Annotated in this window: 24 protein-coding genes and 1 pseudogene; 17 read left to right on the forward strand and 8 right to left on the reverse strand. The window is 70.2% G+C overall.

Translation table 11 applies throughout. The features are described from left to right. Both VHD82_RS14375 and VHD82_RS14380 read right to left on the reverse strand, forming a co-directional pair. The coding region (locus tag VHD82_RS14375; RefSeq protein WP_325702641.1) for a methyltransferase domain-containing protein at positions 1 to 694 on the reverse strand (694 nt) is incomplete at its 3' end. Between the two features lie 902 nt (positions 695 to 1,596). Beyond that, entirely contained in the window at positions 1,597 to 2,103 is a 507-nt protein-coding gene (locus VHD82_RS14380; RefSeq protein ID WP_325702644.1) for a DUF2231 domain-containing protein, read from the reverse strand. A gap of 285 nt (positions 2,104 to 2,388) precedes the next feature. Between VHD82_RS14380 and VHD82_RS14385 the strand changes: the two genes are divergently transcribed. From VHD82_RS14385 to VHD82_RS14430, 10 genes are read left to right on the forward strand one after another with little or no spacing between them, the layout of a single operon-like run. Then, a complete protein-coding gene (locus VHD82_RS14385; RefSeq protein ID WP_325702647.1) occupies positions 2,389 to 3,651 on the forward strand; it encodes an MFS transporter in 1,263 nt (420 codons plus the stop codon). A 26-nt stretch (positions 3,652 to 3,677) separates the two neighbouring features. Further along, entirely contained in the window at positions 3,678 to 4,835 is a 1,158-nt protein-coding gene (locus VHD82_RS14390) for an amidohydrolase family protein (protein ID WP_325702650.1), read from the forward strand. A 1-nt stretch (position 4,836) separates the two neighbouring features. Beyond that, positions 4,837 to 6,054, forward strand: coding sequence for an alpha-hydroxy acid oxidase (locus VHD82_RS14395; protein WP_325702653.1), 1,218 nt, complete (start codon positions 4,837 to 4,839; stop codon positions 6,052 to 6,054). Next, positions 6,051 to 6,548: a Rieske (2Fe-2S) protein gene (locus VHD82_RS14400; RefSeq protein WP_325702656.1), complete on the forward strand. Its 498-nt coding sequence runs from the start codon at positions 6,051 to 6,053 to the stop codon at positions 6,546 to 6,548. The genes VHD82_RS14395 and VHD82_RS14400 overlap by 4 nt, the downstream gene beginning before the upstream one ends. After that, the gene (locus tag VHD82_RS14405) at positions 6,545 to 7,648 is read left to right on the forward strand and encodes an amidohydrolase family protein (protein WP_325702659.1); all 1,104 of its coding nucleotides are present in this window, start codon (positions 6,545 to 6,547) and stop codon (positions 7,646 to 7,648) included. The genes VHD82_RS14400 and VHD82_RS14405 overlap by 4 nt, the downstream gene beginning before the upstream one ends. After that, positions 7,645 to 8,433, forward strand: coding sequence for an HpcH/HpaI aldolase family protein (locus VHD82_RS14410; protein ID WP_325702668.1), 789 nt, complete (start codon positions 7,645 to 7,647; stop codon positions 8,431 to 8,433). The genes VHD82_RS14405 and VHD82_RS14410 overlap by 4 nt, the downstream gene beginning before the upstream one ends. Next, a complete protein-coding gene (locus VHD82_RS14415) occupies positions 8,430 to 9,467 on the forward strand; it encodes a phosphotriesterase-related protein (RefSeq protein WP_325702671.1) in 1,038 nt (345 codons plus the stop codon). Before VHD82_RS14410 ends, VHD82_RS14415 begins: the two co-directional genes overlap by 4 nt. Beyond that, positions 9,464 to 10,411, forward strand: coding sequence for a PDR/VanB family oxidoreductase (locus VHD82_RS14420; RefSeq protein ID WP_325702674.1), 948 nt, complete (start codon positions 9,464 to 9,466; stop codon positions 10,409 to 10,411). Before VHD82_RS14415 ends, VHD82_RS14420 begins: the two co-directional genes overlap by 4 nt. Before the next feature lie 52 nt (positions 10,412 to 10,463). Continuing rightward, positions 10,464 to 11,177 (forward strand): GntR family transcriptional regulator, encoded by a 714-nt coding sequence (locus tag VHD82_RS14425; protein WP_325702677.1) that lies wholly within the window; start codon positions 10,464 to 10,466, stop codon positions 11,175 to 11,177. 19 nt (positions 11,178 to 11,196) lie between these two features. After that, entirely contained in the window at positions 11,197 to 11,379 is a 183-nt protein-coding gene (locus VHD82_RS14430; RefSeq protein ID WP_325702904.1) for a hypothetical protein, read from the forward strand. A 232-nt stretch (positions 11,380 to 11,611) separates the two neighbouring features. On the opposite strand, the pseudogene VHD82_RS14435 reads toward VHD82_RS14430, so the two are convergent. Further along, positions 11,612 to 11,731: pseudogene (locus VHD82_RS14435) on the reverse strand (peptide ABC transporter ATP-binding protein); the annotation flags it as partial. 438 nt (positions 11,732 to 12,169) lie between these two features. On the opposite strand from VHD82_RS14435, the gene VHD82_RS14440 reads away from it, so the two are divergent. From VHD82_RS14440 to VHD82_RS14455, 4 genes are all read left to right on the forward strand, one after another. After that, positions 12,170 to 15,055 carry an ATP-binding protein gene (locus VHD82_RS14440; RefSeq protein ID WP_325702681.1) on the forward strand — a complete coding sequence of 962 codons (2,886 nt, stop codon included), beginning with the start codon at positions 12,170 to 12,172 and terminating at the stop codon, positions 15,053 to 15,055. 77 nt (positions 15,056 to 15,132) lie between these two features. Then, complete coding sequence (locus tag VHD82_RS14445; RefSeq protein WP_325702684.1) at positions 15,133 to 16,497, forward strand: FAD-binding oxidoreductase; 1,365 nt, start codon at positions 15,133 to 15,135, stop codon at positions 16,495 to 16,497. Between the two features lie 20 nt (positions 16,498 to 16,517). Beyond that, complete coding sequence (locus VHD82_RS14450) at positions 16,518 to 17,066, forward strand: Chromate resistance protein ChrB (RefSeq protein WP_325702687.1); 549 nt, start codon at positions 16,518 to 16,520, stop codon at positions 17,064 to 17,066. Positions 17,067 to 17,088: 22 nt separating this feature from the next. After that, the gene (locus VHD82_RS14455) at positions 17,089 to 18,297 is read left to right on the forward strand and encodes an MFS transporter (protein ID WP_325702689.1); all 1,209 of its coding nucleotides are present in this window, start codon (positions 17,089 to 17,091) and stop codon (positions 18,295 to 18,297) included. Between the two features lie 58 nt (positions 18,298 to 18,355). Here VHD82_RS14455 and VHD82_RS14460 read toward each other — a convergent pair whose 3' ends face one another. Together VHD82_RS14460 and VHD82_RS14465 are read right to left on the reverse strand one after the other, a co-directional pair. After that, positions 18,356 to 19,261, reverse strand: coding sequence for an ABC transporter permease (locus VHD82_RS14460; protein WP_325702691.1), 906 nt, complete (start codon positions 19,259 to 19,261; stop codon positions 18,356 to 18,358). Beyond that, positions 19,258 to 20,184 (reverse strand): ABC transporter permease, encoded by a 927-nt coding sequence (locus VHD82_RS14465; protein ID WP_325702694.1) that lies wholly within the window; start codon positions 20,182 to 20,184, stop codon positions 19,258 to 19,260. The genes VHD82_RS14460 and VHD82_RS14465 overlap by 4 nt, the downstream gene beginning before the upstream one ends. A gap of 59 nt (positions 20,185 to 20,243) precedes the next feature. Between VHD82_RS14465 and VHD82_RS14470 the strand changes: the two genes are divergently transcribed. Together VHD82_RS14470 and VHD82_RS14475 are read left to right on the forward strand one after the other, a co-directional pair. Then, a complete protein-coding gene (locus tag VHD82_RS14470; protein ID WP_325702896.1) occupies positions 20,244 to 20,714 on the forward strand; it encodes an ATP-binding cassette domain-containing protein in 471 nt (156 codons plus the stop codon). Beyond that, positions 20,711 to 21,502, forward strand: a complete 792-nt coding sequence (locus tag VHD82_RS14475) for a dipeptide/oligopeptide/nickel ABC transporter ATP-binding protein (protein ID WP_325702696.1) — start codon at positions 20,711 to 20,713, stop codon at positions 21,500 to 21,502. Before VHD82_RS14470 ends, VHD82_RS14475 begins: the two co-directional genes overlap by 4 nt. 60 nt (positions 21,503 to 21,562) lie before the next feature. Here VHD82_RS14475 and VHD82_RS14480 read toward each other — a convergent pair whose 3' ends face one another. Further along, the gene (locus tag VHD82_RS14480; protein WP_325702699.1) at positions 21,563 to 22,309 is read right to left on the reverse strand and encodes a glucose 1-dehydrogenase; all 747 of its coding nucleotides are present in this window, start codon (positions 22,307 to 22,309) and stop codon (positions 21,563 to 21,565) included. Between the two features lie 152 nt (positions 22,310 to 22,461). Between VHD82_RS14480 and VHD82_RS14485 the strand changes: the two genes are divergently transcribed. After that, entirely contained in the window at positions 22,462 to 23,085 is a 624-nt protein-coding gene (locus VHD82_RS14485; RefSeq protein WP_325702702.1) for a TetR family transcriptional regulator, read from the forward strand. A 15-nt stretch (positions 23,086 to 23,100) separates the two neighbouring features. Here VHD82_RS14485 and VHD82_RS14490 read toward each other — a convergent pair whose 3' ends face one another. Together VHD82_RS14490 and VHD82_RS14495 are read right to left on the reverse strand one after the other, a co-directional pair. Further along, entirely contained in the window at positions 23,101 to 23,880 is a 780-nt protein-coding gene (locus VHD82_RS14490; RefSeq protein ID WP_325702705.1) for an SDR family NAD(P)-dependent oxidoreductase, read from the reverse strand. Further along, positions 23,864 to 25,009 carry an acyl-CoA dehydrogenase family protein gene (locus VHD82_RS14495; protein WP_325702708.1) on the reverse strand — a complete coding sequence of 382 codons (1,146 nt, stop codon included), beginning with the start codon at positions 25,007 to 25,009 and terminating at the stop codon, positions 23,864 to 23,866. Before VHD82_RS14495 ends, VHD82_RS14490 begins: the two co-directional genes overlap by 17 nt. Positions 25,010 to 25,023 lie beyond the last annotated feature (14 nt).

Below are 25,023 nucleotides of genomic sequence, written 5' to 3' on the forward strand. Positions count from 1 at the left end.
CGAGCCGGCGCGCGACCGGTAACAGTGCGGCCCAGACGCCCATGACGAACCCCAGTATGTCCGGATCGGACAGTTCGCCGAGACAGGTTCCCATGGTCATACGCGGGGAAGGCAATCCGGCGTCGCGGAAGACACGGGGTAGCGCGGTGCCCATCTCGGTGCTGGCACCGGCGCCCTGGAACGCCTGCACGATCAGGTCCCGGATGTGGCTGAACAGCGGCATTTCCGGGGCGCTGCGGGCTCCGCTGACTTCGAAGTCCTGGAATGTCACCACACCGCCGGGCCGGACCAGGCCGGCCAGTTTGGCCACGGCGGCGACCGGATCGGGCAGGTGCATGAGGATCAGCCGCCCGACGACCGCGTCGAACGGTTCGGGTGCGGTCAGTTCCTCGATGCTCGCGTGCTGGAACGTGATCGTCGACAGGCCTGCCTCCGCGGACCGCAGGGCGGCGAGGTCGAGGATGGCGGCCTGCGCGTCGACGGCGGTCACGGAGCCGGTGGGCCCGACGAGATGCGCCGCGGCGATCGATACGTCGCCCGGGCCGCAACCCACGTCGAGCACCCGCATTCCGGGTTCGAGCCCGGCCAGGCGCAGAGCTTGCCCGGTGTGCTCGCGGTAGAGCCGCCCCTGCAACAGGAGCCGCTCGACCTCCGGATCGTTGTGCCCCAGCACATAGCCGGTTTCGCTGGACATGCGCCCAGTGTGCACCCGTGCCGGACGGACCGGAGAAAACTGGCCGTTAACAAACACCTGCCTCAGCGCCTGGGACGTGGTGAATGTCCCGCCCCCTGACCACTTCGATGAGCAACTGGTGGGTCAGCGTCGTAGGCATCCGGGCGTATACGAAAATTCCGACTTTACGAACATGGTGGGACGTTGGAGCTCTGGTGCGCGCGGAAGTATGGGGCCGTTTGATTAAGAAGGGCTGCCATCGTGGCTCCTCGGGTAGGTAGATATGGCGGTTCGTCGATGGGCGGAATCAGGGAGGCGGGAGAGGACGAGCTTTTCGTTGACGCTCATCGGTAACGTGGCGTCTGGGTGGACCGGGCCTGGACCATGTGGGGGTAGGCGCCTTTCCATTCGATCATGATTTTCTCGACGACGTCATCGGATCGATCTGGAACAAAGTGCTGCCGTCGATCCGGAGGTTGTGGGCAATGGAGCCCTGTTGTCGGCGTACGTCGACAACGGTCGGCCACGACGCAGGCGGGAATGTCCACTTCGGACGCGACATGGTCGACCGGGCTCGCGCGGCCGACGGTGCACCGGGCTTGCCGCGAGGACGGGGATTTCCCGATCCGGTCTTTCGTGTTGTACGAGGGCGCACGGCTCGCTCGGGGTGGTGTCGGCGGGGATGGTGGTGCTGCCGGACCGTGAGATCGACGAGTACCTGGCGCGGTGGATCTCACCGCGGAGGGGGCCCGGCGCGCACGGCCGCTGCCGTGCCGGGGACCTGACCCAGACCGGCGTCGAGTCCCGATTCCGCGACGACCGCCGCCGGAACCGGGCGCGCTGCTGCTCAAGGCAGCACCCGCACGGATCAAGGCACCACGGGACCGATCCCGATAACAGACGCCCGGACGCGACGGATCAGCTCACCCGTCTTCGTGCTGGTGTTGTGGTGCGGTGTAGGACACACCACTCCACGCGGCGCGGGCGCCGGAGTCGCCGATGCGGACCACCTGCACCGCCGAGACCACCGCGAACCCGACGGTGAGTACGGCCAGCACAGGCACCACCAAGCGCATCGGCCGCCGCGCCGCGCCCGGCGCCTCTCGCGGCCGCCTCGCGAACCACACCAGAGCCGCGAGCACCACCAGCAGCGCGGCGACGAACACCAGTAGCTGGTCACCCAGCTGCGCGTGCGCCCGGATCAGCGGGGTGGATGCCAGCCGGTCGCGCAGGTCCTCGCCGCTGCTGGTCGCGATCGGAATGCACGCGGTCGCCACCGCGGTCAGACCGACGGCGAGCCAGCCGAACCGGCGCCGCGCGGCCGGCCACACCGCGACGGTCACGGCTGCCAGCACCGCCAGTGGCACGAGCACTACCACCGCGTGCACCACCAGGACGTGCACTGGCAATCCGGAAAAGAAGACGGGCATCGGGCTCCCCCCGTTCGTACGAGCGACGGCGCACAGCCTTCCCGGGTTTTCTGGGAGCTTTCTTGGAACGCGACCGGCACCGACCGCCTCGCTCGCGCAGGCGGCGAGAAGGGCTCTGGACAGGGCGGGGCTGAACTCGTATATTCTCCTCGTTCAGAATATACGATCGGTGTGCTGCCGGTCGTATTCCCACCACGGAGGTCGACGGTGACCGACTCGCAGATGACAGCTCGCAGTGCCGATGGCATTCCGACTCGCGATCCCGCTCAACAGTCCAGCCGCAGGATGCGGACCCGGGTGCTCGTCTCGGGCTTCATCGGGTCGGTGATCGAGTGGTACGACTTCTACCTTTTCGGCATCGCCTCGGCGGCGGTGTTCAACAAGCTCTTCTTCCCCGGGATCAGCTCTACAGCGGGCACTCTCGCCTCCTTCGCGACCCTCGCCGCGGGCTTCATCGCCCGGCCGGTGGGCGGCATCATCTGGGGCCACTTCGGCGACCGCGCCGGCCGCAAGCGCATGCTCGTGCTGTCCATCCTGCTGATGGGCGTCTCGACGGTGGTCGTGGGCCTGCTGCCCACCTTCGCCACGATCGGCATCGCCGCGCCGATCCTGCTGGTGGTGATGCGCCTGATCCAGGGCGTCTCCGCCGGCGGTGAGTGGGGCGGTGCCGTGCTCATGTCCATGGAACACGCGCCGAAACGCCGCGGGCTGTCCAGCTCGGTGGCGCAAATGGGCCTCTACGGCGGAATTCTGCTCGCCAACGGCGTGTTCGCGCTGACCTCCGCGCTGACCGGCGACTCCTTCCTCTCCTGGGGCTGGCGCATCCCGTTCTTGATCTCGGCGGTCCTGGTCGTGATCGGCCTGTGGATCCGGCTCGGGGTCGAGGAGAGCCCGGTGTTCAAGGAAGCCCTCGAGAAGGCGCGGCACGCCGCGGCGGGAACTCCGAAGCTGCCGCTGGTCGAGGTGCTGCGGCGCCCGAAAAACCTGCTGCTGTCGGTCTTTCTCGTGCTCGGTGCCTTCGCGGCGAGCGCGGTGTACGGCACGTGGATCGTCAGCTACGGCATCACGGCGGGCTTCCCCCGTGCGGACATCCTCAACGCGGTGCTCGTCTCCGCCGCCATCGGCCTGGTGTTCCAGCCGGTGTTCGCCTACCTGTCCGATCTCTGGGGCCGCCGCGTAGTCGTCGGAGCCGGGGCGGTGCTGCAGGCGATCAGCATCCCGGTGATGTTCGCTCTGATGGCAGGCGGCGGTGCGGGGGAGATGTACCTGGGCATCTCGCTCGCCGCGTTCGCCCACGCCATTGTGTACAGCCCGCTCGGTGCCTGGCTGGGCGAGCTCTTCCCGACAACCCAGCGCTACACCGGCGCGTCGCTGGGCTACCAGATCGCCGGCACGATCGGCGGCGGGTTCACGCCGCTGATCTGCGCGTCGCTGCTCGCGGGGTCGGGCGGTGGCACCGGCGGCATCTCCTTGTTCCTCGGCGCGACCTGTCTGCTCACGGTGATCGCGGTGTTCTTCGCCCGCGAGACCAGCCGCAGCGCGCTGTAAGCCGCAACCCGCAAAGGAAGAACATCATGACCCTCATCGACGTCCGCCCGGCCGGGACCCCGGTCGAGGAGAAGCTCGGCATCATCGACACCGACTTCCACCCGATGCCGCTGCCGACGGATCCGCAGGTCGCCGAACACCTGCCACAGCAATGGAAGACCTACATCGCCCGCTACGGGCTGGGCAGCTTCGGCGGAGGCGTCTCGCCCTCGCAGCGGGAGTTCACCCACCGCCTGGACGCGGTGGACGAGCACGGGCGGGTCGGGGTCGATCCCCACCTGGCCGTGGAACAGGTGGTGGACAAGTTCGACATGTCCGCGGTGGTGCTGACCTGCCCGCAGACCTACATCATCACGCACGGCGGGGCGAACATGCCCTACGAATGCGCGTTCGCGATCTACCGCGCCTACAACGACGCGCTGGCCTGCACCTGGGTGGGCGCGGACGACCGGTTCAAGGCCAGCATCACCCTGCCCCGCGACCTGGCGGGTGCGGCGGACGAAATCGTGCGCTGCAAGGAAGGCCCGAACGGGGACTCCTACGTCCAGGTGCTGATGTCCCCGGCCGGGCAGGACCCGCTGGGCAAACAGCGTTACTGGCCGATCTTCGAGGCATGCGAGCACTACGACGTCCCGCTGGGCTTCCACGTGCCGGGGATGGGGCGGCAGCCCACCGGCGCCGGGCGGCAGAACTTCTACGCCGAGATGCACGCGGCGTTCGCGGTGCTGCCGATTTCGATGGTGTCCAGCCTGGTCTTCGAGGGCGTGTTCGAGCGCTTCCCGAAGCTCAAGATCGCGCTGCTGGAACTGGGCTGGGACTGGGCCGCGCCGTTCTCGTGGCGGCTGGACGCGACGTACGAAAAGCTGCGCGACGAGCTGCCGCACCTGTCCCGCAAGCCGTCCGAGTACCTGCGCGAGCACTTCTGGTTCTCCACGCAGCCGATCGAGGAGCCGGAAGATCCCCAGTGGACTCCGGCGGTGTACGAGATGTTCGAGGAGACCGGATTCGCGGACCGGCTGATGTTCTCCTCGGACTACCCGCACTGGGATTTCGACTCACCGTACGAATCGGTGCCGCAGTCGTTCCCGCTGCAGCGGCGGCGCCGGGTCCTCGGCGCGAACGCGAGCGCGCTGTACAAGATCCCGCTGCGCACCGGTCACGGCATCCCGGCTGTGGGGGCCTGACATGGCGCTCGTGGAGAACGTTCGCCGCAGGCGGGCGGCCCGGCTGCTCGACGCCGCGGACGCCCAGCGCGCCGCGGCGCGGGCGCTGCCCCGTGGGATCCGGGAGTACGTCGATGGCGGCTCCGAGGGTGAAGTCACGTTGCAGCGCAACGCAAAGGCGTTCCAGGACGTGGCGTTCGCGCCGCGGATGGCCACCTGGGTCGACCAGCCGGACCTGTCGACCAAGGTGCTCGGCTCGCCGATCGACCTGCCGGTCCTCACCGCCCCGTGCGGCGGGATGCGCCTGGTGCACCCGGACGGGGACCTCGGACTGGCGACCGGGGCGGCCCGTGCGGGCACGATCCACGTCGCGAGTTCGGCTGCCGGGTACACGCTGGAGGACATCGCCGAGGTCGAGGGCCCGCAGTGGTTCCAGCTCTACCGCTTCTCTTCGCAGGCCACCATGGAGAACCTGGTCGGCCGGGCGCAGGCGGCGGGTTACTCGGCACTGGTGGCCACAGTGGACACCGCTGTGTCAGGTTTCCGGCCACGGGACTACAAAAACGGCTTCAGCTACTCGATGCGGGTCAACGCCCGCAACGCCGTCAAGCTCGCACCCCAGCTGCTGCCGAAACCGGCGTGGCTGGCCCGGTACCTGCTCGACGGGCTCCCGTTCGAGATCCCGAACACGGCGCAGGTCACCGTCGACGGCAAGCCGATGGTGCTCACCGAGATGACCAAGGGCGGCGCGGGCTCGCACTCGCCGACCTGGACCGACCTCGACTGGCTGCGGGCCAACTGGCAAGGACCGCTGGTGGTCAAGGGAATCATCACGCCCGCCGACGCGCTGCGAGCGGTCGGTGCCGGTGCGGACGCGGTGATCGTGTCCAACCACGGCGGCCGCCAGCTCGACGGCTCGCCCGCCACGCTCACCGCACTGCCACGGATCGTCGACGCCGTCGGGGATCAGGCGGAAGTGTTGTGCGACAGCGGGATCCGCCGTGGCAGCGACGTACTGAAAGCGCTTTCGCTAGGCGCCCGCGCCGTACTCGCCGGCCGGCTTCCCGCCTGGGGCCTCGCGGCGGCGGGCACCGCGGGCGTCGAGCGCGTGCTGGAGATCCTGCGCACCGAGATGGTCCGCACCATGCGCCTGATGGGTTGCCGCGCCGTCACCGATCTGGACCCGACCTGGCTGGACGCCGCCACCGTGCCCGGCCCGAAAGTGCAGGAGGCACTGTGACGACCTCACCCACGCGCCCGGCCCGCACGACCCGGTTCGTGGTCGGCCGCGTCGACGAGATCCCGCCCGGACAGCGCCGGATCGTGGCGGCAGGCGGCCGCGAGATCGGCGTGTTCAACATCGGCGGCAAGTTCTACGCGATGCTCAACCGCTGCCCGCACCTCGGCGCGCCGCTTTGCGAAGGCGGTGTTGTCAACCAAATCGACTCCCCGGTGCCGGGCGACGTCCGCCTCGACACCGGCCAGACGTTCGTGACCTGCCCGTACCACAACTGGGAGTTCGACGTCGAGAACGGCCAGTCCTACTGGAACCCGCGGCTGCGGGCCCGGCCGTTCGCCGTCGCGCTCGAAGGCGCCGACGAAGTGAAAGCCGCGCTCGAGTCCGGCGAGCTCGGCCGGATCCCCGGCCCCTACACCGCCGAGACCGTCGACGTGACGGTCGAGTCCGACTACATCGTGCTGTCCCTGCGGCCGGCTCGAGGAGGTAAGTCATGAGCGCACCACTGCTGCGGCACACCACCCGGGATGCACTGTGGACCGGGCCCGTAGTCGACTGCGATGTGCACGCGACCCCGCCGTCCTTGGCGGCGCTTTTCCCTTACACGGACCCGGTTTGGGTGCAGGGCGCGCAGGAGCGCGGCTGGCAGGGGCCCAACGGACAGGCGCTGGCCTACCCGCCGAACGCGCCCACCACGGCCCGGGACGAGTGGCGGCACGAGGGGCGTCCGCCCGCGTCGAAGGTCGAAGACCTGCAGCGGCATGTGCTGGACCCGTGGCGGACGGACGCGGCGATCGTGAACACCGCGTACGGCGTGGATTCGTTGCGCCATCCGGATTGGGCCCCCGCATTGGCTCGTGCCGTCAACGACTGGCTGATCGCCGAATGGCTCGACCGCGACCCGCGGCTCGTGGGCTCGATGGTGATCCCGGCGCGCGACCCCGCCGCGGCGGCCGCCGAGATCGAGCGCGTCGGCTCGCACCCGCGGATCGTGCAGGTCACCATGCCTGTGCGCGCGGAGCGGCTCTACGGGCAGCGCGTGTTCTGGCCGATCTACGAAGCCATGACCCGCCACGACCTCGTCATGGGCCTGAGCTGGGGCGGCACGTCGGAGGACGCGCCGTCGCCGACCGGCTACGCCTCCTGGTACGCCGAGGAGTACGCGGCGGAGATCCAGGTCTACGGCGCGCAGCTGACCAGCATGATCTACGAGGGGATCTTCCAGAAGTTCCCCGGCATGCGCGTCACGATGCTGGAAAGCGGTTTCGCGTGGGTGCCCACGTGGAGCTGGAGCATCAACAAGAAGTGGAAGGGCCTGCGCCGTGAGATCCCCTGGGTGGACCGGCTGCCCACCGACGTCATCCGGGACCACTTCCGCTTCTCGATCGCCCCCGCCGACCTGGGACCGGCACCACACGCGCGGCGGATCATCGAATGGCTGGGTTCCGAGGACATCCTGCTGTTCGCCACGGATTACCCGCATCTGCACACCGACGACCTGGCCGCTGTCCTCGACGTCATGCCGGAATCCATGCGCCCCAAGGTGATGCACGAGTCCGCGCGGCAGTGGTACCGCCTGGACAAGGCGTTCGCATGAGTTACGCCGTCACCACCGAGGCCCACCCCAACCGGCTCCGGGCGACCCTGTCATCGGGTGGCACGGCCGTCGGGCTGGCCTGCCATACGGGCGACCCCCATGTCGCGGAGACGCTGGCGCTGGCCGGGTTCGACTACCTCTACCTGGACCAGCAGCACAGCGTCGGCGGCCTGGCCAGCCCGGTCGAGATGGTGCGCGCCACGGCAAGGACCGGCACCACCGCGCTGGTCCGGGTCGCGGCCAACGACCCGGTGCTCATCGGCCGCGCCCTCGACGCCGGCGCCGAGGGCGTCATCGTGCCCAATGTCGAGTCCGCCGAGGACGCCCGCCGCGCCGCGGCGGCCGCGCACTACCCGCCCGACGGTGTGCGCAGCTGGGGGCCGACCCGGTCCGCTCACGGCCTCGGCTCGGACCCGGCGACGGTCAACGGCCAGGTGCTGTGCCTGGTCATGATCGAGACCGCGGAAGGCGTTGCCAGGGCCAAGGAAATCACCGCGGTGCCGGGCGTGCACGGGGTGTACGTCGGGCCGGGCGACCTCGCGGTGAGCCTCGGTCTCGACCCCGTGACCGGGCCACAGGACCAGCGGCACCGCGCCGCCGTCGCGGAGATCTGCGAAGCCTGCGCCACGGCGGGGATCGCGGCGGGCATCACCGGCGACCCGGTCGCCGAGGCCGGCCGGGGCTTCCGGATGGTCACCGCCGGCTCGGACGTGGCCTTTCTCAAGGCGGGCCTCACCGCCGCTCGCGCCCGGCGCGACGCACTCACGAACGAAGGAGAAAAATGAGCACCGTCAACACCTTGCGCGGCCCCGTCGACAGCGCGCAGCTGGGCACCACGCTGATGCACGAGCACATCATGGCCCGCAACCCGGAACTCGAGCAGAACATCGTGCACCCCGAGTACGACGAGGCCGCGATCTTCGAGCGGGCGCGGAAAAGCCTGACCTCGCTGCACGTGGACAAGGGCATCGACACCTTCGTCGACCTCACCGTGCTCGGCCTCGGCCGCGACGTCCCGACCGTGCAGCGCCTCGCCGAGGACGTGCCGCTCAACATCGTCGTCGCCACCGGTTACTACACGGCCAAGGACCTGCCGACCTACTTCCACACCCACGGTCCGGACGGGCTCGTCGGCAAGACGCTCGGCGGCCCCGACGTGCTGGAGACGATGTTCCTCGACGACCTCACCAAGGGCATCCCGCGCACCGACGGCGTCAAGGCGGGCATCATCAAGATCGTCACCGACGAGCATGGCATCACCGAAGACCTCGACCGCGTCTACCGCGCCGCCGCCCGCGCGCAGGCCGAGACCGGCGTGCCGATCTCCACCCACACCAATGTCCACTTCGCCAACGGACGCGATCAGCAGAAGTGGTTCAAGGCCAACGGGGTGGACCTGGAGCGCACCGTCATCGGCCACAGCGGGGACTCCACGGACCTGGACTACCTCAAGGAGCTCATGGACAACGGCTCCTTCATCGGCATGGACCGGTTCGGCATGGAGTTCGTGCTCGACGACGAGTCCCGGGTCGACACTCTCGCGAAGCTGCTCGCGCAGGGCTACGCGGAAAAGATCACGATCTCCCACGACGCCGGGTTCTTCTCCATCAACACCCCGCCGTCATGGCGCGCGAAGCACACCCCGAACTGGCACCATCACCGCATTTCCGACTACGTGCTGCCCGAGCTGCGCAAGCGCGGGGTCACCGAGGACCAGATCACGCAGATGATGGTCGTCAATCCCGTCCAGGTGCTCACCGGGGACGCCGAGGCCACGAAGGCGGTGGCCGCGAAGGTGCTCGGCGCGGGGCTCTCGTGACGGACGCGGAGATCACCGCGGTCGTCGCCGCGATCGACGCGGAAGCGGACGGGATCGTCTCGCTGCGCCTGGAACCCGGGGCGGGGGAGAAGATGCCCGCCTGGGAACCGGGTGCGCACGTCGACCTGGTCCTCGGCCCGGAGCTGGAGCGGCAGTACTCGTTGTGCGGGGACCCGGGCGATCTGTCGCATTGGCGGCTCGGCATCCTGCGCGAGCCGGAGAGCCGGGGCGGGTCCGCCTACGTGCACGAGACGCTCGCCGTGGGCGACCGGGTGCTGTGCCGCGGGCCCCGGAACAATTTCGCGCTGGTCGAGGCGGACTCGTACCTGTTCGTCGCGGGCGGTATCGGGATCACGCCGATCCTGCCGATGATCGCCGCGTGCGAGGCCGCCGGAAAGCACTGGCGGCTGTTCTACGGCGGCCGCCAGGAGTCGTCCATGGCCTTCCGAAGCGAGTTGGCGTCGTACGGGGACAAGGTCAGCTTGTGGCCGCAAAACACCCACGGACTCCTTGATCTGGCAACGATTCTGGGCACGCCCGCCCCCGGCACCGTGGTCTACTGCTGCGGGCCCGGCGTGCTGCTGGACGCCGTCGAGGAGCGGTGCGCGTCCTGGCCGGCCGGTGCGCTCCACCTCGAACGCTTCCGGCCCCGACAAGGGGCGCTCGACGGCGTGAACCTGCCGTTCGAGGTCGAGCTCGAAGCGTCGGGCATCACCCTGGCCGTCGGCGCCGACCAGACGTTGGCCGAGGCGATCGAGGCGGCGGGCATCGACCTGCCCACCTCGTGCCGGGAGGGCACTTGCGGGACCTGCGAGACCTACGTCCTGGAAGGGGAGCCGGACCATCGGGACTCCTACCTGAGCGCCGAGGAGCGGGACTCCGGCGAGGTCATCATGCCCTGCTGCTCGCGCTCCCGGTCGCCGCGCCTCGTCCTCGACCTGTGACGAGGTAGCGGTGCCGACCTCGACATCCCGCCTGGCCGCTAGAATTCGCGATGTGGCACAGGAGGGGAAGGAACAGCTGCGCAGCAACGTCGCGAGCGCGATCCGGGACCAGATCATGGCGCGGACAGTGCATCCCGGGGACACCCTCCGCCTGGGACAGCTGGCGGAACAGCTGGGCGTGAGCGTGACCCCCGTCCGCGAAGCCCTGTTGCTCCTGACCCAGGACGGATGGGTGCGCCACGAGCCGAACCGGGGCTTCCGCGTCGCGGCTATCCGGCGTAAGGACGTCGAGGACACCTATCTGATGTGGTCCACGGCGGAGGGCGAGATCGCCGCGCGCGCCGCGACGAGGGCGACCTCGCGGGACATCGACTACCTGCGCGAGATCGACCGCCGCATCCGGGAAGCGGACCCGGAGGACGGGCACCTCGCCACGGAGCTGAACTCGACGCTGCACCACTACGTCTCGGTCATCGCGGACGCCCCGAAGCTGGATTGGTTCGCCCGCGCCGCCAGCAGGCTGGTGCCGCTGCAGTTCCCGGAGAACTTCCACGTGGTGCCCGGCTGGTCCGAGGTCAACCGCACGCAGCACGGACCGCTGGTCGACGCACTCGCGTCCGGGGACGTCGAGGCGGCCCGGTCGGGCACCGCCGCGCACTTCCACGGCACGGGTGAGCTTCTCATGCAGTGGCTGGATTCCCTCGATTTCTGGGAGGAGCCGGACGACCTGGTGGCACCCCGCGGACCGGGGCGCCTTGCGGGTTGAGCGACTTCGGCGGGTTGGGGTGCGCCAGACGGCAGGCCACACCGGCTGGAAACTGACCCCGGGCGGGGCCGGCCGATGGTGCCGGTTCCGCCAGTACACCGCGGAGGCGATCACCAACCGCATCGCGAGGCTGCTGCGTTACCTGGCCCGCGGCCATGACCCGGCCGCGGACGTGGGGGCGGGGTTCCGGCGCGTGGTCTGATCGTCTCCGACGGCATCGGGGTCACCGGCCCGGCAGGAGTGGTTCGGCGACGGCCCCGTTGACCCCGCGCGCCGGGGGCGGTCCGCTGATCTCGCGCCACCGGTGGCAGGCGAGCGTGGTTCCGGCGGGCGGCGGGGTGGTGTGGCAGCCGGTGATGGCGTGCCGGCAGCGGGGCGCGAACGGGCATCCGGCGCCCCGGGCCACTCTGGACGTGGCGGGCGGCGTAGCCCTGGCGGGCGTGGCGGCGTGTCTGCTGACCGGCGGGGTCCGGTTCGGGAGCGGCCGCCAGCAACGCCTGGGTGTAGGGATGTCGCGGGCTGCGGTAGAGGGCGTCGGAGGGGCCTTCTTCCATGACGCGTCCGTGGTAGAGCACCACGGTGCGGTGGGCGAGGTAGCGCACGACGGCCAGGTCGTGGGCGATGAAGACGTAGCTGAGGGAAAATTCCTGCTGCAGCCGGCGCAGCAGGTTGAGCCAGCTCCTCGTCGGCGCTTCGCAGTCCGGGGAAGGCGCTGATTCCCAGGCACCCCGGTTGGTCGTCGGCGTCGAGGGGCACGACCCGTCGCAGCAGGCCGACCCGTTCACGGGGTTGGACGCCTAGGCCGAGCAGGCCGCCCGCCAGCTCGTCGGCTCGTGCTTGGCAGGCGGCTGAACGTCATCCGTCCGTCGCCGGCGAAGGTGAAGGCTTCTTCGTCCGGATGCGCGGCAGCGCGAGAGTCGGTCTCTGTCTCGGCCGGGGTTACGGTGGGCTTCCATCGTCCCTTCCGGACTTGTGCGCAGGGCGGGTGAAACGTGAGGACCAGCGTTGCGGAAGGCCTCCTGCCGGACCGGCCGCCGGCCGAAGTGTCGTTCGCCGTCCTCGGTGTCGTCTCGGCGTTCGGCCCCGGCGGCGCCCTGCTGCCGTTGGGGCCGAACCGGCGCCGGGCCCTGCTGGCCGCGTTGCTGGTGGATCTCGGCAACCCGATCCCGGTGGCCCGGGTGATCGACCTGCTCTGGGACCGGGCCCCGCCACCGACAGCGGCGACGATGGTGCACACGACGGTCGCGGGGCTGCGCAGGACCCTCGACGAAGGGCGCCTGCGCGGTGCGCGGCCGCTGCTCGTCACCCGCGACGGGGGCTATGTGCTGGACGCTGACCCGGGGCAGCTGGACATGGTCCGGTTCGAGCGTCTGCTGGCGCAAGGGCGTCAGCTGGTCGAAGCCTCGCCGTCGCGAGCCGCAACCGTTTTGGCGGACGCGCTCGCGCTGTGGCGAGGGCCTGCGCTCGGCGGGGTCGAGCAAGCCTTCGCCCGCGATACGGCTGCCCGGCTGGAAGAATTGCGCGTTCAATGCGCCGAACTCCGCATGACGGCCGAGCTCGCGCTGGGCCGGCACCACGATGTGGTCGCCGAGCTGGAATCGCTGGTGGCGCGCCACCCGTTGCGGGAACGCCTCAGTGCTCAGCTCATCGTGGCCCGCTACCGGTGCGGGCGGGCGGCCGATGCGCTCGCCGAGTATCGACGGCTACGGCACACACTCGATGCGGAGTTGGGCGTCGAGCCGGGGCCCGAGCTGCGGCGGCTTGAGGTGGCCGTGTTGCGGCGCAGCGACGACCTCGAGTTCCGGCCACCGGTCGCGACAGGCGTGCGACCGCGAGGAGCGGCGCTCCCGGTGCCGATCAGCTCGTTCGTCGGCCGTGAACGCGAACTGGCGGAACTGTCGCCCTCGGCCGGGGCGCCTCGGCTCGTCACGCTGACCGGCACTGGCGGCTCCGGGAAGACCAGGCTCGCGCTGGAGGCGGCCAGCCGGATCGTCCACAATGGACTGGCCGAGGCGTTGCTGGTCGACCTCACGTCGGTGACGACGCCGGCGTTGTTCGACGACACGGTCGCCGACGCGCTCGGCGTCCGGGTGCCACCCGGGCGTGACCTCGCCGCGACGGCCGCGGCTGCCCTCTCCGGGCGGGAGACCGTGCTCTTGCTCGACAACTGTGAGCACCTGCTGGACGAATGCGCCGCCCTGGTTCAGGCACTGCTCGCGGCGAGTACCCGGCTGCGCGTGCTGGCGACGAGCCGGGAGCCACTCGGCGTACCCGGCGAGCAGGTGTTTCCCGTGCTACCGCTGGAAATCGCCGATGCCGACGAAGGCTCGGACCGCATCGAGGCCTGTGCGGCGGTCCGGCTTTTCACCAGCCGGGCCGCTGCCGCCCGTCCCGGGTTCGTCGTCGCGCCGGACGACCTTCGGCTGATCTTGGACGTGTGCCGCCGCCTCGACGGCTTGCCCTTGGCCATCGAGCTGGCCGCCGGTCGTGCGGCGTCGATACCGTTGGCCGACCTCCCCGGGTTGCTCGTCGACCACTTCCGGTTGCTCGACTCGGCGGTCCGCACTTCCGACGCGCGCCACCGCAGCCTGGCCGCGACCGTGTCGTGGAGCTACGACCTGTTGACTGAGGCGGAGCGGACGCTCTTCGCGCGGATGGCTGTCTTTCCCGCGGCTTTCGATGGGGCGGCGGCGAAGGCGATGGCCGCCAGCAGCGGGGCGCCCGGCGACGTCGTCCTGCTGCTCTCGCGTCTGGTCACGTGCAGCTTGATCGGCCTCGAAGACGGTGGCGGGGCGGGAACGCGCTACCGGCTGCTGGAGACCACCCGCCAGTTCGCGCGGGAATGCTTGACCGCCGCGCAGCTCGGCGACCTGCGGGAGCGGCATGCTCGCCACTACCTCGGGCTTGTCCAGGAGACGCGGCGACATCTGTTCGGCGCGGGATCGGCCCGGTGGCTGGCCCGGTTGCACGACGAGAGCGACAACCTGCGCGCCGCGCTGGAATGGTCGTTCGGGCCGGAGGGCGATCCGTTCGCCGGGGTCGGCCTCGTCCGCGGTCTGTGGCACTACTGGGATCTGCGCGGAGCGCGAAGCGAGGGCCTGCACTGGGTGCACGCCGGACTCGATGCGGCCGGGGCCGAAAACCCGGTGGACCGCTTGGAGTTGCTGTCCGCGGGCGCTCTGCTGCACCTCGGCCGCAGCGATTTCGACGCCACCCGGCGTCTGGCCGACGAGCAACGCGCGTTGGCGCGAGCGACCGGCGCCCGGGCATGGGAAGGCAACGCGCTCGCCATGGTGGCCACGGTCGCCTGGGCCCGTGGCCATTCCGACCGTTCCCAGCAGCTTTACGAGGACGCGATCGCGGCCTCCATCGAGGGCGGCGATCTGTGGCGCGCCGCGATCGAGGAAGCCCAGCTGGCCCGGTTGCACCGCGACCGCAACGAGCCGGACGCGGCCAAAGCCGTGGCATTGCAGGCACTCGCCCATGCCGGTGAGGTCGGTGAGGAGCTCGCGTGCGGGCTCGCCGTCAACGTTCTCGCGTCACTCGAACACCGGTGGGGCGACGTATCCGAGGCCCGGAGGTTGACCAGCGAAGCACTCGCGCACTACCGGCTCGTGGGTTATCAGGAGGGCGAAGCGTCCGCGCTGCACCTGGCCGGGCGGATCGCGTTCGCCGAGCACGAACCGGAGGCCGCGATCACGGCGTTCGAGGGTTCCTTGCGGCTGTGCGGGCAGATGGGGCACCGTGCCGGTGCGGCCGCCGCGCTGACGGGGCTCGCGAGCGTCGCCACGGCTGCGGGCGATGTCGGGAAGGCCGCCCGGCTGGCCGGTGAGGCGGCAGCCCTGCGGGCCGAGATCGGCCTTCCGTTACCCGGCTGACCGGCGGCGATTAGCCCGCGGTTAGCCGGGCCGTCGACACTCGGATGTCCGGCGTCCGGACGAACAGGGAGAACATCATGACCTCGCAGCTGTCCATCGATCTTCAAGGCGATGTCCTGCGTCCCGGAGATCTCGAGTACGACCCAGCCAGGGCGGTGTTCAACGCGATGATCGACCGCAGGCCACTGGCGATCCTCCGCTGCCGCGACGCCGCCGATGTCGCGCGGGGCATCAGGTTCGCCCGGGAGCACGATCTCGTGCTGTCGGTCCGGGGCGGTGGGCACAACGTCGCGGGCAGTGCCGTTTGCGACGGCGGGATCATGCTCGACCTGTCCCGGATGAGGAACGTGCACGTCGATCCGGACCACCGGATCGCGCGGGCCGGGCCGGGGCTGTTGCTCGGCGACCTCGACCGGGCGACCCAGCGGCACGGGCTGGCCGTGCCGCTGGGCGTGATGTCGAAAACCGGCATCGCCGGGCTCACTCTCGGCGGCGGCCTCGGCTGGCTCAACGGGCACTATGGCCTGGCGTGCGACAACCTGATCGGCGCCGAAGTGGTCACTGCCGCCGGTGAACTGCTGAGGGTCGGACCGGACGAGCACGCCGACCTGCTGTGGGGACTCCGCGGTGGCGGCGGCAACTTCGGTGTCGTCACGTCGTTCACCTACCGGGCGCACCCGGTCGGGCCGGTGCTCGCCGGCGGGCTGTCCTACCCGCGGGCCATGGCCGCCGATGTCCTGCGCTTCCACGACGAGTTCATCGCCGCCGCACCCGACGAGCTGGCGACTTCGGTCTCCCTGGCGCTCGATGCTTCCGGGGCGCCCGTGGTGTCGATCGCCGTCTGCTGGTCCGGCTCTTTGGACGTGGGTGCCGAGGTGTTGTCGCCGCTGCGCGAATTCGGGCCTCCCGCGCAGGACACGGTCGGGCCGATGTCCTTCGCCGAGTTCCAGTGCGTCCCCGATGCCGGGTTCCCGCTCGGGCGGCTGCATTACTGGAAATCGGGTTACCTGTGCCGGCTCACCGATGCGGCCACCGGCACCCTGCTCGACATCGCCGCCGCGATGCCGCCGGGGATGAGCGGCATCGGACTGCAACGCCTGCGCGGAGCGGCGAGCCGGGTTCCCGTCGAGGCCACCGCCTTCCCGCACCGCGCCGAGCAGTACGACTTCCTCATCCTCGCCCAATGGACCGACCCGGCCGATTCCGACCGCATCATCGCGTGGGCGCGCGATTCCTTCGGTGCGATGCGCCCGCACCTCGAGGACGCCGTCTACGTCAACAACCTCGGCACCGAAGGACCCGACCGGATCCGCGCCGCCTACGGGCGAAACCACCGCCGGCTCGCGGAGCTGAAACACAAATACGACCCGGCGAACGTTTTCCGGCTGAACCAGAACGTCGCACCGGCGGGACCAGCCCGGAAGTCACCGCCCGAGATGTAACCCGTGATACATTCCAACTTGTGACTGAGCGGAACCCCGTGCGGTGGCTGGTGCTGGTGGTGCGGGTGCCGGCGGAGCCGTCGCGGCATCGGGTGGCGGTGTGGCGGGAGCTGCGCCGCACCGGTGCGCTGTCGCTGGGGCAGGGCACTTGGGCGGTACCCGACGTGCCTGCCTTCGCCGACGGCGTAGCCCGCGTGATCGAGCTCGCCCAGCGCGGCGAGGGCGAGGTCGTGGTGCTCGACGCCGCCGGCCGGGCCGCGCGGGACGGGGCGAGGCTGGAGGCGCTGTTCACGGCGGACCGCGCCGAGGAATGGGCGGAGTTCCTGGCCGACTGCGGCAAGTTCGACGCCGAGATCGACAAGGAAGTCCGCAACGGCAAGTTCACGATGGCCGAGCTGGAAGAGGAAGAGCACAGCCTCGATCGGCTGCGCCGCTGGCATCGCGAGCTCAAGACACGCGACGTGTTCGGCGCACCCGCGGCTCGGGACGCCGAGCGGCAACTGGCGCACTGCACCCGCCGCCTCGCCGACTACACCCAGCAGGTTTTCCAAGCCCTGCACCAAATGTGAACCCCATCGAGCCGACGACATCGTGACCGGTAACGCCGAACCACCCGCGCCCGCAGCCGGCGCCACCAAACAGCTGCTGCCGCTGTATGCGGCGGGGTTCGTCACCGCGTTCGGTGCGCACAGCATCGCCGCCAGCCTCGGCGCCTACACCCACGGCCGGCACGCCTCCCTGCTCACGCTGGGGCTGCTGCTCGCGGTCTACGACGGCGCCGAGGTGATCCTCAAGCCGGTGTTCGGATCGCTCGCCGACCGCGTCGGGCCCCGCCCGGTGCTGCTCGGTGGGCTGCTCGCGTTCGCCGTCGCCTCGATCGCCTTCGTCCTGTCCGGCAACCCGGCCGCGGTCGGGCTGGCCCGTTTCGGCCAGGGTGCCGCTGCGGCGGCGTTCTCGCCGGCAGCGGGTGCCCTGGTCGCCCGGCTCTCACCCAGCACCGGGCACGGCCGCGCGTTCGGTGGCTACGGCGCGTGGAAAGGGCTCGGCTACACCCTCGGCCCGCTGCTCGGTGGCGTGCTGATCACCGTCGGCGGGTTCAGTCTGCTCTTCGCCACCCTCGCCGGACTCGCGCTGGCAGTGGTTGCCTGGGCGGCGGCGGTCGTGCCGTCCGTGCCGCCGCTGCCCCGCGCCCGCCAGACCGTGCTGGATCTGGCGCGGCGCCTTGGCCACCCCACGTTCCTGCGCCCCACCGCGGCCTTGGCCGGAGCGACTGCCGCCCTGGCCGTCGGAGTCGGGTTCCTGCCGGTTCTCGGTGCGACGACCGGACTTGCGCCGCTGCTCACCGGCGGGGCCGTGTCGCTGCTGGCGGCCTGCGGCGCGGTGGTCCAGCCATGGACGGGCCGCGCGCGTGACACCGGGCGGATCCGTGACGGGACAGGCATGGCCGCCGGACTCGGCCTGGCCGCCGCGGGGATGGTCCTGGCCGCATTCGTGCCGGGCGTGGGCGGGATGCTGGGCGCCGCGGTCCTCATCGGCGTCGGCACCGGGCTGGTGAGTCCGCTCGGGTTCGCGCACCTCGCCGGCACCACCCCGGCCGGACGGCTCGGCCAGACCCTCGGATCTGCCGAGGTCGGCCGGGAGCTCGGCGATGCCGGCGGCCCGGTGCTTGTCGGTGCGATCGCCGCCGCCGCCACCCTCGGCGCCGGAATGCTGGGCCTGGCCGCGATACTCACCGTCCTCGGTGCTGCTGTCGCGGGCGCCAGGACGCCGGAGTCCTTTGTGGACCGACCCGGCGGGTGAGCGGTCGGTCCCCGGCTCTGCCGACGGCGGTGAACCGGATCGCCGGCCTTGCGGATGATCAGGTGAGTTCCGGGTCGGTGACGGCCTTGCCGGAGCCGGGGCTGAACGCGTCCCGCAGGGCATCGCCGAGCATGTTGAACGCCAGCACGATGAGCACCAGCACCACCCCCGGCGCGGCCACCGACCACCAGGCAAGGCGCAACGCGGACTGACCGTCGGCGAGCATCGCGCCGAGCGAGACACCGGGCGGCTGCACGCCGAGGCCGAGCAGGCTCAGCGCGCTTTCCACCAGTACCAGCACGCCCGCCGTGGTCGACCACAGAATGAGCACCGGTCCCAGTACGTTCGGTGCGACATGCCGGTGAAGAATGCGCGGCGTGGACAGGCCCTGCGTCCGCGCGGCGGTGATGAAGTCCATCCGCCGCACCTGCGCGACCGTGCCGGCGATGGTCCGCGCATAGCTTGTCCAGCCCCAGATCGCCAGCACGATCATCAGTTTCCCCACGCCGGGCCCGAACACCGCGGCCAGCGCGATGCCCACCGCGACGAACGGCACCGCGAACTGGATATCGGCCAGCCGCAACAGGACCGCCCCGGCGGTCCGCTCGTAGAACCCGGCCGGCAGCCCCAGCGCCAGCCCCAGCACGGCACTGCCGGTGGCGGTCAGCACGGCGATGGCCAGGCTCAGCCGCAGTCCATAAAGGATCCGGCTGAGCACGTCCCGGCCGAGGCCGTCCGTGCCCAGCGGATGGCCGCCGGCACCGCCCAGCCACGACGGTGCCTGATCGGTCGCCAGCAGGTTCTGCGCCGCCGGATCGAACGGCGCCAGCAGCGGCGCGAACACCGCGGCCACCACGAGCACCCCCAGCAGGATCACCGCCGTCTTGCCCATCGGGCTCGCCCAGGCGCGCCCGGCGACCTCCCGCAGCCGCGAACCGGCCCGCTCACGGGTATCCGTGCTCATGCGCTCACCTCCTTGGCCAGCCGCGGATCGATCAGCCGCACCAGGCCGTCCATCGCCAGGTTCACCACCGTGACGAACACCGCGATCACGAACACACACGCTTGCACCGCGGGGAAATCCCGGTCGTTCACGCTGCTCAGCAGCAGCCCGCCGAGCCCTTCGTAGTCGAACATCGGCTCCAGGATCAGCAGCGACCCGAACATGATGGAGAACTGGATCCCCAGATAGCTCAGCAGCGGCGGAACCGCGAGCGGCAGCGCGTGCCGCATCAGTACCTGCCGCGGCGGCACCCCCATCGACCGCGCATAGAGCACCGGGCCCTGCCCGAGCGCGTCCAGCAACTGCCCCCGCACCAACCGCGCCAGCGTCGCGAATCCGAGCACGGCGAGCACCACGACGGGGATCACCAGGGGCGCGAAACCCTGGTCCCCGGTGGTAGGCAACCAGCGCAGCGTCACCGCGAACACCAGCACCAGTGCGACCACGAAGTACGGGACGCCATCGGCGACGAACGCCACCGCCATGATCACCCGCCCGCGCCGCTTCGACGGCCGCAGCGCCGCGAACGTCCCCAGCGCCAGCGCGGCCGCCGCGGCCACGACCACCGCCGGGACCACCAGCCGCAGGCTCGGGCCGAGCCGTTGCAAGGCCAGCTCTCCGGCAGGCCGCCGGAAGGAGAACGACTGTCCGAAGTCGAAGGTGAACGCGCCCCGAACCGCGTCCAGGTACTGGACGATGGCCGGCTGGTCCAAGCCGAGCCGCGCGTGAGTCGCGGAGATGACCCGCGCGCTCGCCTCCGGCGGCGACATCAGCACCGCCGGATCACCCGACAGGCGCGACAACACGAACAGCAAGGTCGTCACGCCGAGCCCGACCACAGCGATCAGGAAAACCTTGTGCAGCAGGTACCGTGCCGCTCTCATGCCGGTGATCCAGCGCGCCGCGCGACGGCGTCGAGCAGCCGCCGGGTGAACTGTTCGCGCTGCTCCTCGAGTCTCCTGGCGAGTTCGCCCTCGGGCACGGGAAAAGTCGCAAGTGGACGGACGAGGCGGCACTGGAGATGCTGACCCGGCTGGAGATCCGGCAGCCCGAGCGGGTGCTGACCCGTTATGCCGGGGAGTTGTCGGGCGGGATGGCGCAGCGGGTGGTGATCGCGATGTCGTTGCTGCTGGAGCCGGAGCTGGTGGTGGCCGACGAGCCGACCACCGCGCTGGATGTGACCGTGCAGCGGGAAATTCTCGACCAGCTGAGCGGGATCTGCCATGAGGACGGCAAAAGCGTGCTCATCGTGACGCACGACCTCGGCGTGGTCTCGCACTACTGCGACCGGGTGTCGGTCATGCGGTCCGGCCGCGTTCTCGAAGAGGGCACCCTCGGCGAGGTGTTCGGTTCGCCGTCGCACGACTACACGCGTTCGCTCGTGGCGGCGGCCACCGGTGAGGTGACCCGGTGAGCACTCTCGTACTGGAAGACGTCACCAAGACCTACGGGCAGGGCGCGAACGCGGTCGAAGCGGTGCGCGGGGTTTCGCTCAGCGTCGAGCCTGGCGGCACGCTCGGCCTGATCGGCGAGAGCGGTTCCGGCAAGTCGACGCTCGGGCGGATCTGCCTGGGAGCGGAGGCGTTCGACCGGGGCAGGCTGCTCGTCGGCGGCGAGGATTTCGCGGGCTTCGACCGCGAACGGCTCGCCGAGTTCCGCCGCAGGACCTCGATCGTCCTGCAGGAGCCGGAACTCGCGCTGAATCCGCGCCGGACGCTGGGGCAGTCGGTGACCGAGCCGCTGGACATCCACTTCCCCCGGCTCCCGGCGGCCGAGCGGCACGCCAGGGCCGAGCACGCACTGGAGCTGGCGCATCTCGACCCCGGTTTGTGGGACCGGTATCCGCGGGAACTGTCGGGTGGGCAGCAGCAGCGTGCCGGGATCGCGCGTGCGGTGGTCACCGAGCCGGAGTTCGTGGTGCTGGATGAGCCGACCGCTTCGCTGGACCTGTCGGTGCGTGGCCGCATCCTGGAGACGCTCCGGGAACTGCAGGAGCGGCTGGGTCTGTCGTACCTGCTGATCACCCACGACATGGCCACGGTCTCCGCACTCGCCCAGCGCGTTGTCGTGCTGTACAAGGGCGTCGCGGTCGAGACCGGGGAATGGCGTGAAGTGCGGGCGAACCCCGCCGACGAGTACACCCGCAAGTTGCTGTCGGCCGTGCTGAGGGTGCGGACCACTGGCACCACGGACCGGGCGTGAGCGGAGCCGGGGCACCGGGCCGATGGTCCATTGTGGACCAGCGGCCTGGTGCCGTGACGGCTATTGCGCGGTGAGGCCTCCGTCGATGACGTGCTCCATCCCGCTGATGTACGAGGAATCGTCGGAGGCGAGGAAGAGCACCAGACTCGAAACCTCGTCGGGGTCGGACATCCGGCGAAGCGGGACCTGCCCGGCGATGCCCCCGCCGTCCGCGTCGGTGGCCGCCGCCATCATCGGGGTCTTGATGTATCCCGGATGGACCGAGTTGACCCGGATGTTGTCGGGTCCGTACTGGACGGCGACGTGCTTGGTCATGCCGCGGGAGGCGAACTTGCTGCCGACGTAGGCGAGGTTCGGCGCGCCGACGATGGAGACCATGCCCGCGGTGGAGGAGATGTTGACGATGGCGCCACCGCCCGCCTTCTGCATGGACGGGATGACGGTCTTCATCCCGTAGAACTGGGAGTGCTGGTTGACCGCGCACACCTTGAGGTACTCGTCCTCGTCGAACTCCGTCGTTTCGACGAGCGGGCCCAGGATGCCGGCGTTGTTCACCAGGACGGTCACCGTGCCGAAGGCCTGTTCGGCCTGCCGCAGGACTTGCTTCCATTCGGCCGGCGACGTGACGTCGTGCCGGATGAACAGGGCGTTGTCGCCGAGTTCCTTGGCGATCTCCTGGCCGCGCTCCTCGTTGAGGTCGGTCAGCACGACCTTCGCGCCCTCGGCGACGAAGCGTCGTGCGTGTGCTTCACCCATGCCCTGGGCGGCGCCGGTGATGATGGCCACCTTGCCATCGAGCTTACCCATCAGTTCGTGCCTTTCCGTACGGATCGCTTGCCGCCACCGGCGGTGGCGGCCGGTCGGCAGTGCCCCGTTCGAGGGTTCTGTCGGCACCTCTCCAGAATAGTGGGCCTCAGTTCCAAAAATCAATGTGACGGGTGATGGCTAGACTGACGCGGGTGTCAGCACAGCCGGTCCGCCGCGGGAGAGGACGGCCACACGCGGCCAGCCGCGAGGTGGTGGAGCAGGCTGCCATCGCCTTGATGCAGCGGGACGGCTACGAGAACGTGACCGTGGACGCGATCGTGTCCGCGGCGGGCATCGGCCGTACCACGTTCTTCCGCTACTTCCGGTCGAAGCCCGGGGTCATCTGGTATGCCTTCGACGACACGATCGCCAGGCTGGCCAGGGAGATCGAGGCCGCGGAGCCCGGCGCGGACCCGCTCGACGTGGTGCGCGCGGCCGTGGTCGTGTCGACCCGGGACGCCGTCTACGACAGCGATGTCTGGCTGGAACGGTTCAAGCTGCTCGACACGGTCGCGGAACTGCGGGCGGAGTCCTACGAGCACTGGGAGCGCTGGAAGCGGGTGATCACCGGCTACCTCGCCGGCGTACTCGGCGCCGTGCCGGATTCGACCGTCCCGATGGTGGTCGCGGGCGCTTTCCATGGCGGGTTCGTCGCCCAGTTGCGCGGCTGGCTCCAGGTCGACGACGATCGCGCGGCCTTCATCGCCAGACTGGACGAGAGCTTGCGGCTCGTCGCCTCGGTACTGGGCCCACTGTGCCGGACGGACTCACACTGACGCCTCGCCCGCGGTTCAGTACGCGCTCCACCCGCCGTCGACGGCGAGCACCGAGCCGGTGATGTAGCTCCCACCGGGGCCCAGCAGGACGCGGACCATCTCCACGAGCTGCGACGGCGTGCCCAGCACGCCCATCGGGATGTGCCGTAGCAGCCGGGCGCGGTGGTTTTCGTTGCGGGCAAGGTCTTCCGTCATGTCCGTCTCGAAATAACCCGGTGCGAGGCAGTTCACCCGGATCCCGCGGCCGGCCCAGTCGAGCGCGAGGGCCCGGGTCAGCGATTCCACCGCGCCCTTCGTCGCGCTGTAGGCCGCCAGCCGCGCGGCGCCCGAGCGGGCGTGCACGCTCGACGTGGTGATGATCGAGCCACCGCCGGTCATCAGGGACGCCGCGGCCTTGCAGACCAGGAACGTCCCGGTCAGGTTGACGTCCACGATCTCCCGCCAGGTCCGGACATCCAGTTTGTCGGCACGCAGGAACGCCGGGCTGATACCGGCACAGTGCACGACCGCGTCCAGTCCGTCCCACTCACGCTCGATCAGCTTCGACATGCGCGACAGGTCGTCCTCGTCGGCCACTGAACCAGGGACGCGCAGCGCGTCTTCACCGCACACCTCGTGGATCTCCGCGAGTGCCGCGTCGGTGCGGGAGGTCAGTGCCAGCCTGGCGCCCGCCGCGCTCAGATCGGCCGCTATCGCCCGGCCGAGCCCGCGGCTGGCGCCGGTCACCCACACCCGGAGCCCCGCCGGCGACCCACCGGGCGACACCGCGGGAGCCGCTTCAGATACCCAGGTCACGACCGATGATCTCCTTCATGATTTCGTTGGTGCCGGCCCAGATCTTCGACACCCGGCCGTCCAGCCACGCCCGCGCCACCGGCGACTCCCGCATGTACCCGTAGCCGCCGTGGAGCTGGACGCAGTTGTCGAGGATGTCGTTCTGCACCTGCGCCGACCACCATTTCGCCTTCGCGGCCTGAACCGCCGTGAGCTCGCCGGCGACGTGCGCCAGCACGCAGTCCTGCACGTAGGAACGCGCGACGTCCAGCGCGGTCGTCATCTCCGCGAGCTTGAACCGGTTGTGCTGGAAACTTCCGATCGGTGTGCCGAAAGCCTTGCGGGACTTGACATAGCGCAACGTCTCCGCCAGCACCGCGCCGGCGTTGGCGAGGTTGGACACCGCGCAGTTGAGTCGTTCCTGCGGCAGCCGCTGCATCATGTAGACGAAACCGCGCCCCTCCTCGCCGAGCAGGTTTTCCGGCGGCACGACCGCGTCGTCGAAGAACAGCTCGGCGGTGTCGGATTCGGCCTGCCCGACCTTGTCCAGCTTCGTGCCGCGCGCGAACCCCGGCGTGCCCGCCTCGACGACGAACAACGAGATGCCACGCGACGCCCTGCCCGGTGCGGTGCGAGCGGCGACCACGACCAGGTCCGCGCGCGAACCGTTGGTGATGAACGTCTTCGCGCCGTTGAGCAGCCAGCCGTCCCCGGTTTTCCGTGCCGTGGTGCGCAGGTTCGCCAGATCGCTGCCGCCGCCGGGCTCGGTCATCCCGATGGCCGTGATCAGCTCGCCGGACGCGAAACCGGGCAGCCACCGCGTTTTCTGCCCGTCGTCGGTCAGGTCGCACAGGTACGGCGCCACGATGTCGCAGTGGATCCCGAAGCTCGAAGACAGTCCGCTGGAGAAGCGGGACAGCTCTTCGAGCACCACCGCGGTGAACCGCCAGTCCGCCGCGTCACCGCCGCCGTACCGCTCGGGCACGTGCAGGCCGAGCAGACCGAGGGAACCGGCCTTCAACCACAGGTCGCGGTCGATGAGCCGTTGTTCGCAGTAGCGGGCGTAGTTCGGCTGTGCCTCGGTTTCCACGAAGCCGCGGACGGTGCGCCGGAAATCCTGATGGTCCGGGCCGTAAATCGTCCTGCTCATGAAGTCTATCCATC

Origin of the sequence: Amycolatopsis sp. (genome assembly GCF_035546795.1) — a bacterium.
Classification (GTDB): domain Bacteria; phylum Actinomycetota; class Actinomycetes; order Mycobacteriales; family Pseudonocardiaceae; genus Amycolatopsis_E.